The sequence below is a fragment of the Streptomyces sp. NPDC001868 genome (assembly GCF_040297125.1).
Taxonomy (GTDB): domain Bacteria; phylum Actinomycetota; class Actinomycetes; order Streptomycetales; family Streptomycetaceae; genus Streptomyces.
Map to the genome: position 1 here is coordinate 35,647 of NZ_JBEOYO010000038.1, position 11,529 is coordinate 47,175.

15 protein-coding genes are annotated in these 11,529 nt (G+C 71.7%); 8 read left to right on the plus strand and 7 right to left on the minus strand.

What is annotated here, in order from left to right; all coding sequences use genetic code 11:
• Positions 1-107: 107 nt before the first annotated feature.
• Together ABT147_RS33110 and ABT147_RS33115 are read left to right on the plus strand one after the other, a co-directional pair.
• Positions 108-458: an ATP-dependent DNA ligase gene (locus tag ABT147_RS33110; RefSeq protein WP_351413097.1), complete on the plus strand. Its 351-nt coding sequence runs from the start codon at positions 108-110 to the stop codon at positions 456-458.
• Positions 455-1,093: an ATP-dependent DNA ligase gene (locus ABT147_RS33115; RefSeq protein WP_351413099.1), complete on the plus strand. Its 639-nt coding sequence runs from the start codon at positions 455-457 to the stop codon at positions 1,091-1,093. Before ABT147_RS33110 ends, ABT147_RS33115 begins: the two co-directional genes overlap by 4 nt.
• A gap of 129 nt (positions 1,094-1,222) precedes the next feature.
• Here ABT147_RS33115 and ABT147_RS33120 read toward each other — a convergent pair whose 3' ends face one another.
• From ABT147_RS33120 to ABT147_RS33140, 5 genes are all read right to left on the minus strand, one after another.
• Positions 1,223-1,885 (minus strand): arsenate reductase ArsC, encoded by a 663-nt coding sequence (locus ABT147_RS33120; RefSeq protein WP_351413102.1) that lies wholly within the window; start codon positions 1,883-1,885, stop codon positions 1,223-1,225.
• The gene (locus ABT147_RS33125) at positions 1,878-2,573 is read right to left on the minus strand and encodes an arsenate reductase/protein-tyrosine-phosphatase family protein (protein ID WP_351413103.1); all 696 of its coding nucleotides are present in this window, start codon (positions 2,571-2,573) and stop codon (positions 1,878-1,880) included. Before ABT147_RS33125 ends, ABT147_RS33120 begins: the two co-directional genes overlap by 8 nt.
• Before the next feature lie 131 nt (positions 2,574-2,704).
• A complete protein-coding gene (gene trxA / locus ABT147_RS33130; protein ID WP_351413105.1) occupies positions 2,705-3,028 on the minus strand; it encodes a thioredoxin in 324 nt (107 codons plus the stop codon).
• A 35-nt stretch (positions 3,029-3,063) separates the two neighbouring features.
• Positions 3,064-4,053: a thioredoxin-disulfide reductase gene (gene trxB / locus ABT147_RS33135; RefSeq protein ID WP_351413108.1), complete on the minus strand. Its 990-nt coding sequence runs from the start codon at positions 4,051-4,053 to the stop codon at positions 3,064-3,066.
• On the minus strand, positions 4,050-4,463 hold the full coding sequence (locus ABT147_RS33140) for an arsenate reductase ArsC (protein ID WP_351413110.1): 414 nt from the start codon (positions 4,461-4,463) through the stop codon (positions 4,050-4,052). Before ABT147_RS33140 ends, trxB begins: the two co-directional genes overlap by 4 nt.
• 91 nt (positions 4,464-4,554) lie before the next feature.
• Between ABT147_RS33140 and ABT147_RS33145 the strand changes: the two genes are divergently transcribed.
• From ABT147_RS33145 to ABT147_RS33155, 3 genes are read left to right on the plus strand one after another with little or no spacing between them, the layout of a single operon-like run.
• Positions 4,555-4,863 (plus strand): ArsR/SmtB family transcription factor, encoded by a 309-nt coding sequence (locus ABT147_RS33145; protein ID WP_351413112.1) that lies wholly within the window; start codon positions 4,555-4,557, stop codon positions 4,861-4,863.
• Entirely contained in the window at positions 4,860-5,639 is a 780-nt protein-coding gene (locus tag ABT147_RS33150) for an aquaporin (protein ID WP_351413114.1), read from the plus strand. The genes ABT147_RS33145 and ABT147_RS33150 overlap by 4 nt, the downstream gene beginning before the upstream one ends.
• A complete protein-coding gene (locus ABT147_RS33155) occupies positions 5,636-6,691 on the plus strand; it encodes an ArsO family NAD(P)H-dependent flavin-containing monooxygenase (protein ID WP_351413116.1) in 1,056 nt (351 codons plus the stop codon). Before ABT147_RS33150 ends, ABT147_RS33155 begins: the two co-directional genes overlap by 4 nt.
• Before the next feature lie 44 nt (positions 6,692-6,735).
• Here the strand turns inward: ABT147_RS33155 and ABT147_RS33160 are convergent, their stop codons facing one another.
• Positions 6,736-7,110, minus strand: coding sequence for an ArsR/SmtB family transcription factor (locus tag ABT147_RS33160; protein WP_351413118.1), 375 nt, complete (start codon positions 7,108-7,110; stop codon positions 6,736-6,738).
• 48 nt (positions 7,111-7,158) lie between these two features.
• Entirely contained in the window at positions 7,159-8,214 is a 1,056-nt protein-coding gene (locus tag ABT147_RS33165; RefSeq protein WP_351413120.1) for a flavin-containing monooxygenase, read from the minus strand.
• Between the two features lie 108 nt (positions 8,215-8,322).
• On the opposite strand from ABT147_RS33165, the gene ABT147_RS33170 reads away from it, so the two are divergent.
• Genes ABT147_RS33170 through ABT147_RS33180 form a run of 3 tightly spaced genes read left to right on the plus strand, consistent with a single transcriptional unit; the run spans position 8,323 to position 11,399 of the window.
• A complete protein-coding gene (locus tag ABT147_RS33170; RefSeq protein WP_351413122.1) occupies positions 8,323-9,690 on the plus strand; it encodes an NAD(P)-binding domain-containing protein in 1,368 nt (455 codons plus the stop codon).
• 28 nt (positions 9,691-9,718) lie between these two features.
• The gene (locus ABT147_RS33175) at positions 9,719-10,186 is read left to right on the plus strand and encodes an ArsI/CadI family heavy metal resistance metalloenzyme (RefSeq protein ID WP_351413125.1); all 468 of its coding nucleotides are present in this window, start codon (positions 9,719-9,721) and stop codon (positions 10,184-10,186) included.
• Positions 10,187-10,193: 7 nt separating this feature from the next.
• On the plus strand, positions 10,194-11,399 hold the full coding sequence (locus tag ABT147_RS33180; RefSeq protein WP_351413127.1) for an MFS transporter: 1,206 nt from the start codon (positions 10,194-10,196) through the stop codon (positions 11,397-11,399).
• Positions 11,400-11,529 lie beyond the last annotated feature (130 nt).

Here is an 11,529-nt window from a genome sequence, read left to right on the forward strand (position 1 = left end):
GTCAGTGGCGCGGCGGATGGGTCGTCACGTCCCGGAGTCCATCCCCTTGCGTCCGTTCGGGGCCGCTCAGCGCGCGGACTGCAGTGAGGCCGCGTACATGTGGCCGTGTGGCACTGACCCCTCCGATCGAGCCGATGCTTGCCGAGACATGGCGGGCCCTGCCCCCGGAAGGGGCCCTGCCCGGCGGTTTGATCGCGGAGCAGAAGGCGGACGGGTTCCGCGCCGTTCTCTTCGCGCGTCCCGGCCAGGTGCTGATCCAGTCCCGCCGGGGATCGGACCTGACCCCCGCCTTCCCGGACATCGCCGCGGCGGCGTCCGGTCTGGGCAAGCCACTCGTCCTGGACGGCGAACTCGTCGTGCCCCACGGAGGCCGATTGGACTTCCCGAACTCCAGCGCCGCGCGCGCCGCCGGGGCCCCAGTGCCGCACTGGCCGCCGCACGCCGTCCGGCCTACGTGATCGTCTTCGACGTTCTTGAGGCCGACGGCACCGAGCAGCTGGCCCGGCCGTATCGCGAGCGACGCGCGGTCCTGGAAGACCTCTTCGCCCGCGACGTGCTCGGCGCCCCCTTTACGCTGTGTCCGAACACGACTGACCGCGCTACGGCACAGGACTGGCTGGACCCGGCCTGGGGCACGGCTGGAATCGAGGGAGTGGTCTTCAAGGGGCTTGCGCAGCCCTACCTGCCGGGCAGACGGGCCTGGATCAAGGTGCGTGCGCAGGCTACGTCCGAAGCGGTGATCGGCGGTGTCACCGGGCATCTGAAGAATCCGCTCACCCTTCTGCTGGGCCGCTATGACGAGGCCGGTGTCCTGCGTCTGGTCGCCCGCACCACTCCGCTGAATGCCGCGGCCCGGCGCGATCTGGGCCGGCGGCTGGCACCGGCCGGAGCGGAACATTCTTGGCATGGGCGGCACTTCAGCGCCGGGTGGGGAACGCGTGGCGAACTGGAGTACCGCCCCGTCCGTCCGGACCTGGTCGTCGAATTCGTCGCTGACACCGCCGTCGACGCAGGACGCTACCGCCACCCGGTTCGCTTCCTTCGTCTGCGCGATGACCTCACCCCGCAGGAGACGCCGCCCTTCACCACCTGACCACTGGGCTCAGGGAACTCGCCGTACGGTGGAACGGCGGCTTGACGGGGCCAGTGTCACACCGCTGGCCGTGCTCGCTGAAGCCCCCGTCGGCCCTGTCGTACCTCCCGGCACGGCGTGTGCACGTGGTCAGTGCTGTGTCGGGACGCCGAGGTCGTCGAGGAGGCCGCGGACGCGGCGCTCGATGTCGTCGCGGATGGGGCGGACGTCGTCGACGGTCCGGCCTGCGGGGTCGTCGAGGGTCCAGTCGAGGTATTGCTTGCCGGGGAAGACGGGGCAGGCGTCGCCGCAGCCCATGCTGACGACGACGTCGGCGGCGCGGACGACCTCGTCGGTCCAGGGCTTGGCGAACTCGCGGGAGATGTCGATGCCGCGCTCACCCATGGCGGCGATGGCTGACGGGTTGACCTCGAAGCCGGGTTCGGAGCCGCCGGACCAGGCGACGGCGTTGTCGCCGGCGAGGTGCTGGAAGAAGCCCATGGCCATCTGGCTGCGGCCGGCGTTGTGGACGCAGAGGAAGAGCACGACGGGCTTGCCGTCGGTGCGGTGGCCCTCGACCTTGGCCAGGGCGCGCAGCCGCTGGCGGGCGAACCGTTCGGCGATGAGCGGGAGGTAGTTGGGGATGGTGCTGCGGCCGGCGAACTGGTCGTAGCTGGTGTGCAGGAAGCGTTCGATGGTCTCCTCGCCGAAGATCCCGTCGAACTCGCGGGACAGGTGAGTGGCGGCGGTGCGCAGGGCGAGTTGCTGGTCGATGCTCAGGTTGCGGTGCGGGACGGGCGCGGTCTCAGTCATCACTGCCTCCAGGAGGGCGGACGGCGGGCGCCAGCCGGTCGATCCGGCTCGCGAGATCACTCAGGGCGTCGGCGAAGGCGTCGTCGGTGCCGGTGCGGGTGGGGTCGGGGACCGACCAGTGCAGCCGGTCGGGGAGGCGGGGGCCGAGTTCTTCGTGGGCGTTGTCGCAGACGGCGACGACGAGGTCGTCCGGACGCAGCGTCTCGTCGATGTGCGAGGTACGGGCGGGAGCCAGGGAGAGGCCGTGCCTGCGTGCGACCGCGACGGCTCGGGGGTGGACGCGCTGCGCGGGTTCGGTTCCCGCTGAGGCGGCCGGGATGGTGCTGTGGCGTTTCCAGAGGGCGGCGGCGAGGTGGGAGCGGGCGGAGTTGTGGGTGCAGACGAACACCACGCGGGGCGCCGTTCGCAGGGGTGCGGGCACGGTGTCGGCCAGGGTCTCCACACGCAGGCGCAGGTAGGTGCGCCTGCGGTCGCCCTCGGAGCGGGACCGCTCGACCAGACCGACCTGGTCGAGCAGCTTGAGGTGGTGGGCCAGGAGGTTGCTGGGCAGGCCCAGTTCCTGGCCGAGTTCGCCGGGTGAGGCGTCGCCCAGCAGCAGCCGGTCGATGATCGCCAGGCGTGCGGGTTCCCCCAGTGCCGCGTGCCGTTGCGCTCGCGCCACCACCGATGCAGACCACTCAGTGTTCATTGACTCAATTTTCATTGAGGCAATGTCGCCTGTCAATGGCGATGCCCGTGCCGCCCTGCGGCACGGGCATCGGTTTCACAGACGTACGGCTTCGGTGATGCCCCTGCGGGCGCCCTCACCGGCGTCGGGTGTCAGGCGAGGTGGTCGGCGAGTTCTCGTTCGAGGGCGGCCCTGGGCTTGGCACCGACGATGCTCTGCACGAACTCGCCGCCCTTGTAGACGTTCATGGTCGGGATGGACATGACGCCGTACCGGGCGGCGATGGCCGGGTTCTCGTCGATGTTGAGCTTGACGATCTCGATCTTGTCGCCGTGCTCGGCGGCTATCGCCTCCAGGGAGGGGGCGAGCTGGCGGCAGGGGCCGCACCAGGCGGCCCAGAAGTCGACCAGGACCGGCTTGTCGCTGGCCAGGACGTCCTGCTCGAAGGAGTCGTCGGTGACGTTCTTGAGGGCCATGGGGACCTTCTCTTGCCGGTTCGTGCGGGTGTCGTTCAGGCCGCAGCCGTGATCTTGTCCGGCTCGGCTGTCTGCTCGGTGCCGGCCAGGGCGGCGAGGTACCGCTCGGCGTCCAGGGCGGCGGCGCAGCCAGCCCCGGCGGCGGTGATGGCCTGGCGGTAGGTGTGGTCGACGACGTCGCCCGCGCCGAAGACGCCGGGGATGTTGGTGTGGGTGGAGGGGGAGGCGACCTTGAGGTAACCCTCGCCGTCCAGGTCGAGTTGGCCGGTGACGAGGTCGGTGCGCGGGTCGTGGCCGATGGCGACGAAGAGGCCGGTGGCCGGGAGGCGGGAGGTCTCGCCGTTGACGGTGTCGCGCAGGGTGAGTCCGGCGAGCTTGCCGCCGACCTCGTGGATCTCGGCAACCTCGCGGTTGAAGGCGAAGGAGATCTTCGGGTCGGCGAAGGCGCGGTCCTGCATGGTCTTGGAGGCCCGCAGGGTGTCGCGGCGGTGGACGACCGTCACGGAGCGGGCGAAGCGGGAGAGGAAGGTCGCTTCCTCCATCGCCGTGTCGCCGCCGCCCACCACCACGATGTCGTGCTCGCGGAAGAAGAAGCCGTCGCAGGTCGCGCAGTACGACACGCCCCGGCCGGAGAGTTCGTCCTCACCGGGCAGGTTCAGTTTGCGGTGCTGCGAGCCGGTCGCCACGATGACGGCCTTCGCCCGGTGAACCGTGCCCGCGCTGTCGGTGACGGTCTTGACGGTGCCGGTGAGGTCGACCTCGACGATGTCGTCGGGGACGAGCTCGGCGCCGAAGCGTTCGGCCTGGGCCCGCATGTTGTCCATCAGGTCCGGGCCCATGATGCCGCCCGGGAAGCCGGGGAAGTTCTCCACCTCGGTCGTCTGCACCAGCGCGCCACCGGCCGTGACCGCGCCCTCGAAGACCAGCGGCTTCAGCGACGCGCGGGCAGTGTAGAGGGCGGCGGTGTATCCGGCAGGGCCGGAGCCGACGACGATGACGTTGCGTATGTCCCCCGCCGTGCTCATGCCTGGGGCTCCGGCGCGATCTCCTTGATCAGGCCCTCGATCAGCACCTTGATCTCATCCCGAATCGGGCGGACGGCCTCGACGCCCTGGCCCGCCGGGTCCTCCAGCTGCCAGTCCAGGTACCGCTTGCCGGGGAAGACCGGGCAGGTGTCGCCGCAGCCCATGGTGATGCAGACGTCCGACTCCTTCACCGCGTCCACGGTGAGCATCTTCGGGACCTCGGCGGAGATGTCGATGCCGACCTCGGCCATGGCCGCCACCGCGGCCGGGTTCACACCCGCGCCCGGGTTGGAGCCGGCGGAACGGACCTCGACACGGTCCCCCGCCAGGTGGGTCAGCCACGCGGCGGCCATCTGGGAACGGCCGGCGTTGTGGACACAGACGAACAGCACAGAGGGCTTGTCGGACATCAGAGGTCTCTCTCGTCTCACGACCGGATCAGGTGCAAATGATGTCAGCACCCGGTGGTGTCAGCCACCACTGATGTGACAGTATCAGCCCATGATGACGTCAGTCGACACTGACCTGATCCGGGTGCTGGCCGACCCGCTCAGGCTCCAGATCGTGACCCTGCTCGCCAAAGAGATGCTGTGCACCACCCACCTCGTGGAGGAGACCGGTGCCCGGCAGACCAACCTCTCCAACCACCTGAGAGTGCTGCGCGAGGCCGGAGTCGTCGAGACGGAGCCGTGCGGCCGGTTCACCTACTACCGGCTCAAGTCCGACGTCCTCGCCTCGCTCGCCGGGCAGTTCGCCGACCTGGCCGAGTCCGCTCGCACCGCCGCCGAGAACAAGAGGGCCTGCCCATGACCGCCGCCGAAGCCGCCCCGACCGCGGAGTCCGCGCCAGCCGCCGCTGAAGACGCCTCCGTCGCGCCCGCTCCGGGCGCCACCCCGCCGCGTACCCCGCTGGTCGCCCGGGCCGCCGCCGAACTCATAGGCACCGCCCTGCTGGTGGCGATCGTGGTCGGCTCCGGCATCCAGGCCACCGAACTCACCAAGGACGTCGGCCTGCAGCTCCTGGCCAACTCCACGGCCACCGTCTTCGGCCTCGGCGTCCTCATCCTCCTGCTCGGCCCGGTCTCCGGCGCCCACTTCAACCCGGTCGTCACTCTCGCCGAGTGGTGGACCGCCCGACGCGGCGGTCCCGGAGTCACCCCGCGCGAGGTGGCCGTGTATCTGCCCGCGCAGATCGTCGGAGCGATCGCGGGCGCGATCCTCGCGGACGCGATGTTCGGCGAGCCGCTGGTGAAGTGGTCCACGCACGACCGCTCGGCCGGGCATCTGCTGCTCGGTGAGGTCGTGGCGACGGCCGGTCTGGTCCTGCTGATCTTCGGCCTGGCCCGCGCGAACCAGCTGCGTTTCGCGCCCGTCGCGGTCGCCTCCTACATCGGCGCCGCGTACTGGTTCACGTCCTCGACGTCGTTCGCCAACCCGGCGGTGACGATCGGCCGTGCCTTCACCGACACCTTCGCGGGCATCGCCCCCAGCTCGCTCGTCGGATTCATCGGCATGCAGCTCATCGGCGGCGTGGTCGGACTGGCCCTGGTGGCCCTCATCTTCATGCCCGGACGATCGGCCGAATGAGCCACCGAACGCAGGTGGTGGTGCTCGGCGGCGGCCAGACCGGGCTCGCCGCCGGCTACCACCTGCGCCGCCTGGGCATCGACTTCGTCATCCTCGACGCCCAGACCACACCGGGCGGCGCCTGGCAGCACGCCTGGGACTCACTGCGCCTGTTCTCCCCCGCCGCGTACTCCTCGCTGCCCGGCCGCCTCATGCCGGCGCAGACCGGCCAGACCTACCCCGACGCCCGGCACGTGGTGGAGTACCTGACCGAATACGAGACGCGGTACGAACTCCCCGTCGAGCGGTCCGTCCGCGTGACCGGGGTCCACCGGGACGGCGCGTTCCTGCGGGTGGAGACCGACTCGGGGATGTGGCAGGCCCGCGCCGTGATCAGCGCGACGGGGACCTGGTGGCGGCCCTTCCTGCCCGCCGTCCCCGGCCGCGCAGCCTTTATGAGCCGACAGATGCACTCCGTCGAGTACGCGCGTCCGCAGGATTTCGCCGGACGCCGCGTAATCGTCGTCGGGGGCGGAAACTCCGGCGCCCAGATCGCCGCCGACCTCGCGCACGACACCCAGCTGACCTGGGTCACCCAGCGCCCGCCCCGTTTCCTGGCCGACGACATCGACGGCCGCGCGCTGTTCGACGCCGCTACGGCCCGCCGCCGCGCCCTCGATCAGGGGCGCACGGATTCGGGCGGGGTCGCCTCGCTCGGGGACATCGTCGCCGTCCCGCCCGTACGCGCAGCCCGCGACCGCGGCCTGCTCGCCAGGCGCCCGATGTTCACCCGGCTCCACTCCGGCGGCGTGGAGTGGGCTGACGGCACCCGCGCCGAGGCCGACGCGATCATCTGGTGCACCGGCTTCCGCCCCGCCCTCTCCCACCTCGTCCCGCTCCAACTCCGCGGCCCGCGCGGACACATCGCCACGACCGGCACCCGCGCGGTCGGCGAACCCCGCCTGCACCTGCTCGGCTACGGCGACTGGACCGGCCCCGCCTCCGCCACCCTCATCGGCGTCGGACGCCCCGCACGGGAGACCGCCCGCGAGATCGCCGGCCTGCTCGGGTAGCGCCCAGGGGGTTGCGGATTCTTCGGCGCGGGGCGCGCCTCGGGTCAGTCCGCTACCGGGGCTATGGTCAGCAGCTTGCCCATCGCAGCCAGCACCGACGGCTCCACCCGGTAGTACACCCACGTGCCGCGCCGCTCGGAGGACAGCAGCCCGGCCTCCTTGAGCTTCTTCAGGTGGTGGGAGACCGTCGGCTGGGAGACACCGACGTCGGAGATGTCGCACACGCACGCCTCGCCTCCCTCGTGCGAGGCCACGGCGGAGAACAGCCGCAGCCGCACCGGGTCACCCAGCGCCTTGAACATCCGCGCAGCCGTCTCGGCCTCCTCCGCCGTGAAGGGGCGTTCCGTCAGCGGCGGGCAGCACGGCGCCACCGCCTCGCCGGCGGGTTCGAGCAGCGGCAGCACCTTGGTGTTCGACATACATCTATGTTGACATACGTCGAACCAGTGGGCGAGGGCCGGACCGCCTCAGGTACGGGCGAGGTAGGCGGCGATGTGCCGGGCGGCCCGGGAAGCGTCCCGCCCGACTCCGCGCAGGGAGTTCGACGCCAGGCTGCGCTGCCACTCCAGCCCGACGTACGCCAGCCCCGGATGCGTCAGCGACACCCCCTCACGGTGGCGGGGGTGCCCGGTGGTGTCGAGGGCACCGAGCGGGGTGAGGTAGCCCAGGTCGGGACGGTAACCGGTGGCCAGCACGATCGCGTCCACTTCCTCCGTGCTGCCGTCCGTCCAGGTGACCTTCGCGCCGTCGATGCCGGTGAACACCGGTCGCCGGTCCGGCCGCCCGGAGGTGACGGCGGCCCGGTAGCGGCCGTCGTCGATGACCAGCTGGGTCGGCGGCGCGGAAAGGAAGCGGCCGGCGGGCAGCGTGTCGAGACCGGTGCGGGCCAGCCACCAGTGCAGGTCCCGGCCCAGAGTTCGCTGGCGGGCGAAGCGCACAGTATGCCGCGCCGCGAGCGTCACCCGCGCCCGCCCGGCGAGCTCGGCGGCGATCTGCACCGCGGAGTTCCCGGCACCGACGACCACGACCCGCTGCCCGGCGAACGGCTCGGGCGTGCGGTAGTCGGCGGCATGCAGCAGGGTTCCGGTATAGGTCTCCAGCCCCGGAAGGTCCGGCCGGTACGGGCGGCCGAAGGTGCCGGTCGCCGCGATCACGGCGCGCGCCGCGAGCCGCCCGCCGCCCTCCAGGCCCAGCATGAACGCGCCGTCGCCGGGGCGGACGTCGCGTACCCGGGTTTGGGTGCGGATCTCGGCGTCCAGTTGGTCAGCGCAGCGCAGCAGGTAGGTGACGACCTCGTCGCGGTGCGGGTAGCGGTCCGGGTCGCCGCCGAACGGCAGCCCGGGCAGACAGCTGTATCGGGCCGGCGAGAAGAGGGTGAGGCTGTCGTAGTAGCGCGGCCACGACCCCGCCGCCTGCACGGATGCCTCCAGCACCACCGGCTGTAGCCCCTGCCCGCGAAGAGCGTGCGCGGCGGCCAGCCCGGACTGGCCACCCCCGATCACCGCGACGTCGACGTGTTCCATGACCCCAACCCCCTGGATTTGATGAATGTCTATGTTGACGCCCATCAATACAGGTGCCATGCTGGGGCGCGCAAGCCATCGACGAATGTCGAAGCAAAGGGGAATCTCGTGAACGCGCCCACCACCGACCAGCTGCCCGTCGTGGTCATCGGAGCCGGCCCGGTCGGCCTGGCCGCCGCCGCCCGCCTCATCGAGCGCGGCCTCGAACCGCTCGTCCTGGAGGCCGGACCGTCCGCCGGCACCGCGGTGCGGGCCTGGTCGCACGTGCGGCTGTTCTCCCCCTGGGCCGAGGTCACCGACCCGGCCGCGGAGAAGCTGCTGGCCCCGACCGGCTGGGTCCGCCCCGACGGCGCCGCCTACCCCACCGGCGGTGACTGGGCCGGGAGGTACCTGCAGCCGCTCGCCGACGTTCTCGGCGACAAGGTCCGCTACGGCACGCAGGTGACCGGCGTCGCCCGCGCGGGCCGGGACCGCATCGTCGACTCCGGCCGCGACGAGCAGCCCTTCACTGTCCACATCCAGCTCGCCGACGGCCGCGAGGAGCTGCTTGCCGCCCGCGCCGTCCTCGACGCCTCCGGCACCTGGTCGACCCCCAGCCCGATGGGCGCCGACGGCCTGCCCGCCCTCGGCGAGAAGACGGCCGCCGACCGCATCTCCTACCAGGTCCCCGACCTGGGCGACCCGGCCGTCCGCGCCCGCTACGCGGGCAAGCGCACCGCTGTCATCGGCTCGGGTGCTTCCGCCTTCACCGCCCTCGCCTACCTCGCCGATCTCGCCAAGGAGGAGAAGGGGACCCACGCCGCGTGGATCCTGCGCCGGGGCATCGGCGCGAGCACCTACGGCGGCGGCGAGGCCGACGAGCTGCCCGCGCGCGGCGCCCTGGGCCTGCGCGCCAAGGCGGCCGTCGACGCAGGCCACGCGAGCGCGGTCACCGGCTTCCGCACACAGGCCGTGGAACGCGACGGCGACCGGCTCGTCCTCGTCGCCGAGGACGGCCGCCGCCTGGACCCGGTCGACGAGGTCATCGTCCTCACCGGCTTCCGCCCCGACCTGTCGTTCCTCTCCGAACTCCGCCTCGGCCTCGACGAGCGCCTCCAGGCCCCGATCGCCCTGGCGCCGCTCATCGACCCGAATGTGCACTCGTGCGGCACGGTCTACCCGCACGGCGTGAACGAGCTCTCCCACCCCGAGCAGGGCGTCTACCTGGTCGGCATGAAGTCCTACGGCCGAGCCCCCACCTTCCTCGCCATGACCGGCTACGAGCAGGTCCGCTCCATCACCGCCGCGATCGCCGGAGACCAGGAGGCCGCCGAGCGCGTCGAACTCACCCTCCCGGAGACCGGCGTGTGCGGCGGCGCGGGCCTCTTCGACGACCCCGACGCCGCCCAGAACAGCGAGGGCGGCGGCTGCTGCGCCGCGCCCTCCACCCTCCAGATCGGCATCGGCGCCCCGGCCGCCACCTCCGGCGGCTGCTGAACACCCCACCCACCCCAGGAGGTTCGCCATGACATCCCGCGTACAGCTCGCCCTGCGCGTCCCCGACCTCGACGCGTCCATCGCCTTCTACACGAAGCTCTTCGGCACCGAGCCCGCCAAACTCCGCGACGGCTACGCCAACTTCGCCATCACCGAGCCCCCGCTCAAGCTCGTCCTCATCGAAGGCACCCCGGACGAGGCGACCCGCATGGACCACCTCGGGGTGGAGGTCGAGACGACCGAAGCGGTCCACGCCGCCACCGCCCGCCTGAGCGAGGCCGGACTGACAACCGACGTCGAGAACGACACCACCTGCTGCTACGCCCTTCAGGACAAGGTCTGGGTCCACGGCCCCGGCCAGGAACCCTGGGAGGTGTACGTCGTCAAGGCCGATGCCGACTCCCTGGCCAAGCAGCAGGGCAGCACCTGCTGCACCGGCACGGCCGAGGCCGACACCGACGCGAAGGAACCGGTCGCCGCGGGCGGCTGCTGCTGACCCGCCGATGACCGACCTCCGCACCAGCGAGGCCGTGACCGGGACGGGGGTCCTGTCACGGCCCCGCGCCGCGCTGCCCGCCCTGTGCGCCACCCAGATCACCAGCTGGGGAATCGTCTACTACGCCTTCCCCGTCCTCAACCCGCAGATCACCGCCTCCACCGGCTGGTCGACCACAGCCACCACCGCCGCCTTCTCGGGCGCGCTCCTGATCTCCGCCGTCGCGGGCATACCCGTCGGCCGCATCCTCGACCGCCGAGGCCCTCGCGCCGTGATGACCACCGGTTCCGTCCTGGGCGTCACCGCTGTACTGGCCATCGCGTCCGCGCCCAACCTGATCGCCTTCACCGCCGCCTGGCTGCTGGCCGGCGTGGCCATGGCCGCCACCTTCTACCAGCCTGCCTTCGCCGCCCTCACCCGCTGGTGGGGCGAGGACCGCATCCGCGCCCTCACCATCGTCACGCTCGCCGGCGGCCTGGCCTCCACCGCCTTCGCCCCCCTGACCGCCACACTCGCCGAACACCTGAGCTGGCGCGGCACGTACGCCGTACTCGCGGTGCTCCTGGCCCTCGTGACCATCCCAGCCCACGCCCTCGCCCTACGAGGACCTTGGCCACCGGCCCCAGCGCCACCGTCTCAACGGCACACCGACAGCAGCGGCTCGGTGACCCGCAGCCGACCGTTCCTGATGCTCGCCACAGCGATGACCTTGAACAGCTTCGCCATGTACGCCGTCGTCATCGCCCTCGTACCCCTGCTGATCACACGCGGCGCCAGCCCCACCGCCGCCGCCTGGGCCCTCGGCCTGGGCGGCGCGGGCCAGACCCTCGGCCGCACCCTGTACGCCACCCTCGCCAGCCGCACCGGCGTCACCACCCGCACCGTCACCCTGATCGCACTCGGCGGGGCCACGACCGCCGCGTTCGCGATGGTCTCCGGCCCCTTCCCCCTGCTCGTGGGCATCGCGATCGCGGCCGGCATGGTGCGAGGCAACCTCACCCTCCTCCAAGCCACCGCCGTCACCGACCGGTGGGGCACCACCCACTACGGGCGCCTGTCCGGACTGCTGGCCGCCCCGGCCACCATCGCCTCTGCTCTTGCCCCCTTCGCGGGAGCAGCCCTGGCCGGGCCGCTCGGTGGATACCCCAGCCTGTTCGTGGTGCTCGCGCTGGCCTCCGCCGGAGCGGCCCTTCTCGCATTGGGGAGCAGCTGACGAATCTTTAGGAGTTCGATGGACGAGTCGGCATTCGCTGCCTGGCCCGCTGCCCGATGGACAACGCACAGGAGTAACCCCTGTTATGACTTCGGCCCAGCCGCGTGATCTGGCGCGAGCGCAGGATCGG

Excerpts from the sequence above, each read along its gene's own strand:
- ABT147_RS33125 (WP_351413103.1), bottom strand. The coding sequence starts at position 2,573 with ATGAACACTGAGTGGTCTGCATCGGTGGTGGCGCGAGCGCAACGGCAC.
- ABT147_RS33140 (WP_351413110.1), bottom strand. The coding sequence starts at position 4,463 with ATGTCCGACAAGCCCTCTGTGCTGTTCGTCTGTGTCCACAACGCCGGC.
- trxB (WP_351413108.1), bottom strand. The coding sequence starts at position 4,053 with ATGAGCACGGCGGGGGACATACGCAACGTCATCGTCGTCGGCTCCGGC.
- ABT147_RS33175 (WP_351413125.1), top strand. The coding sequence starts at position 9,719 with ATGACATCCCGCGTACAGCTCGCCCTGCGCGTCCCCGACCTCGACGCG.
- ABT147_RS33160 (WP_351413118.1), bottom strand. The coding sequence starts at position 7,110 with ATGTCGAACACCAAGGTGCTGCCGCTGCTCGAACCCGCCGGCGAGGCG.
- ABT147_RS33165 (WP_351413120.1), bottom strand. The coding sequence starts at position 8,214 with ATGGAACACGTCGACGTCGCGGTGATCGGGGGTGGCCAGTCCGGGCTG.
- trxA (WP_351413105.1), bottom strand. The coding sequence starts at position 3,028 with ATGGCCCTCAAGAACGTCACCGACGACTCCTTCGAGCAGGACGTCCTG.
- ABT147_RS33120 (WP_351413102.1), bottom strand. The coding sequence starts at position 1,885 with ATGACTGAGACCGCGCCCGTCCCGCACCGCAACCTGAGCATCGACCAG.
- ABT147_RS33155 (WP_351413116.1), top strand. The coding sequence starts at position 5,636 with ATGAGCCACCGAACGCAGGTGGTGGTGCTCGGCGGCGGCCAGACCGGG.
- ABT147_RS33180 (WP_351413127.1), top strand. The coding sequence starts at position 10,194 with ATGACCGACCTCCGCACCAGCGAGGCCGTGACCGGGACGGGGGTCCTG.
- ABT147_RS33150 (WP_351413114.1), top strand. The coding sequence starts at position 4,860 with ATGACCGCCGCCGAAGCCGCCCCGACCGCGGAGTCCGCGCCAGCCGCC.
- ABT147_RS33145 (WP_351413112.1), top strand. The coding sequence starts at position 4,555 with ATGATGACGTCAGTCGACACTGACCTGATCCGGGTGCTGGCCGACCCG.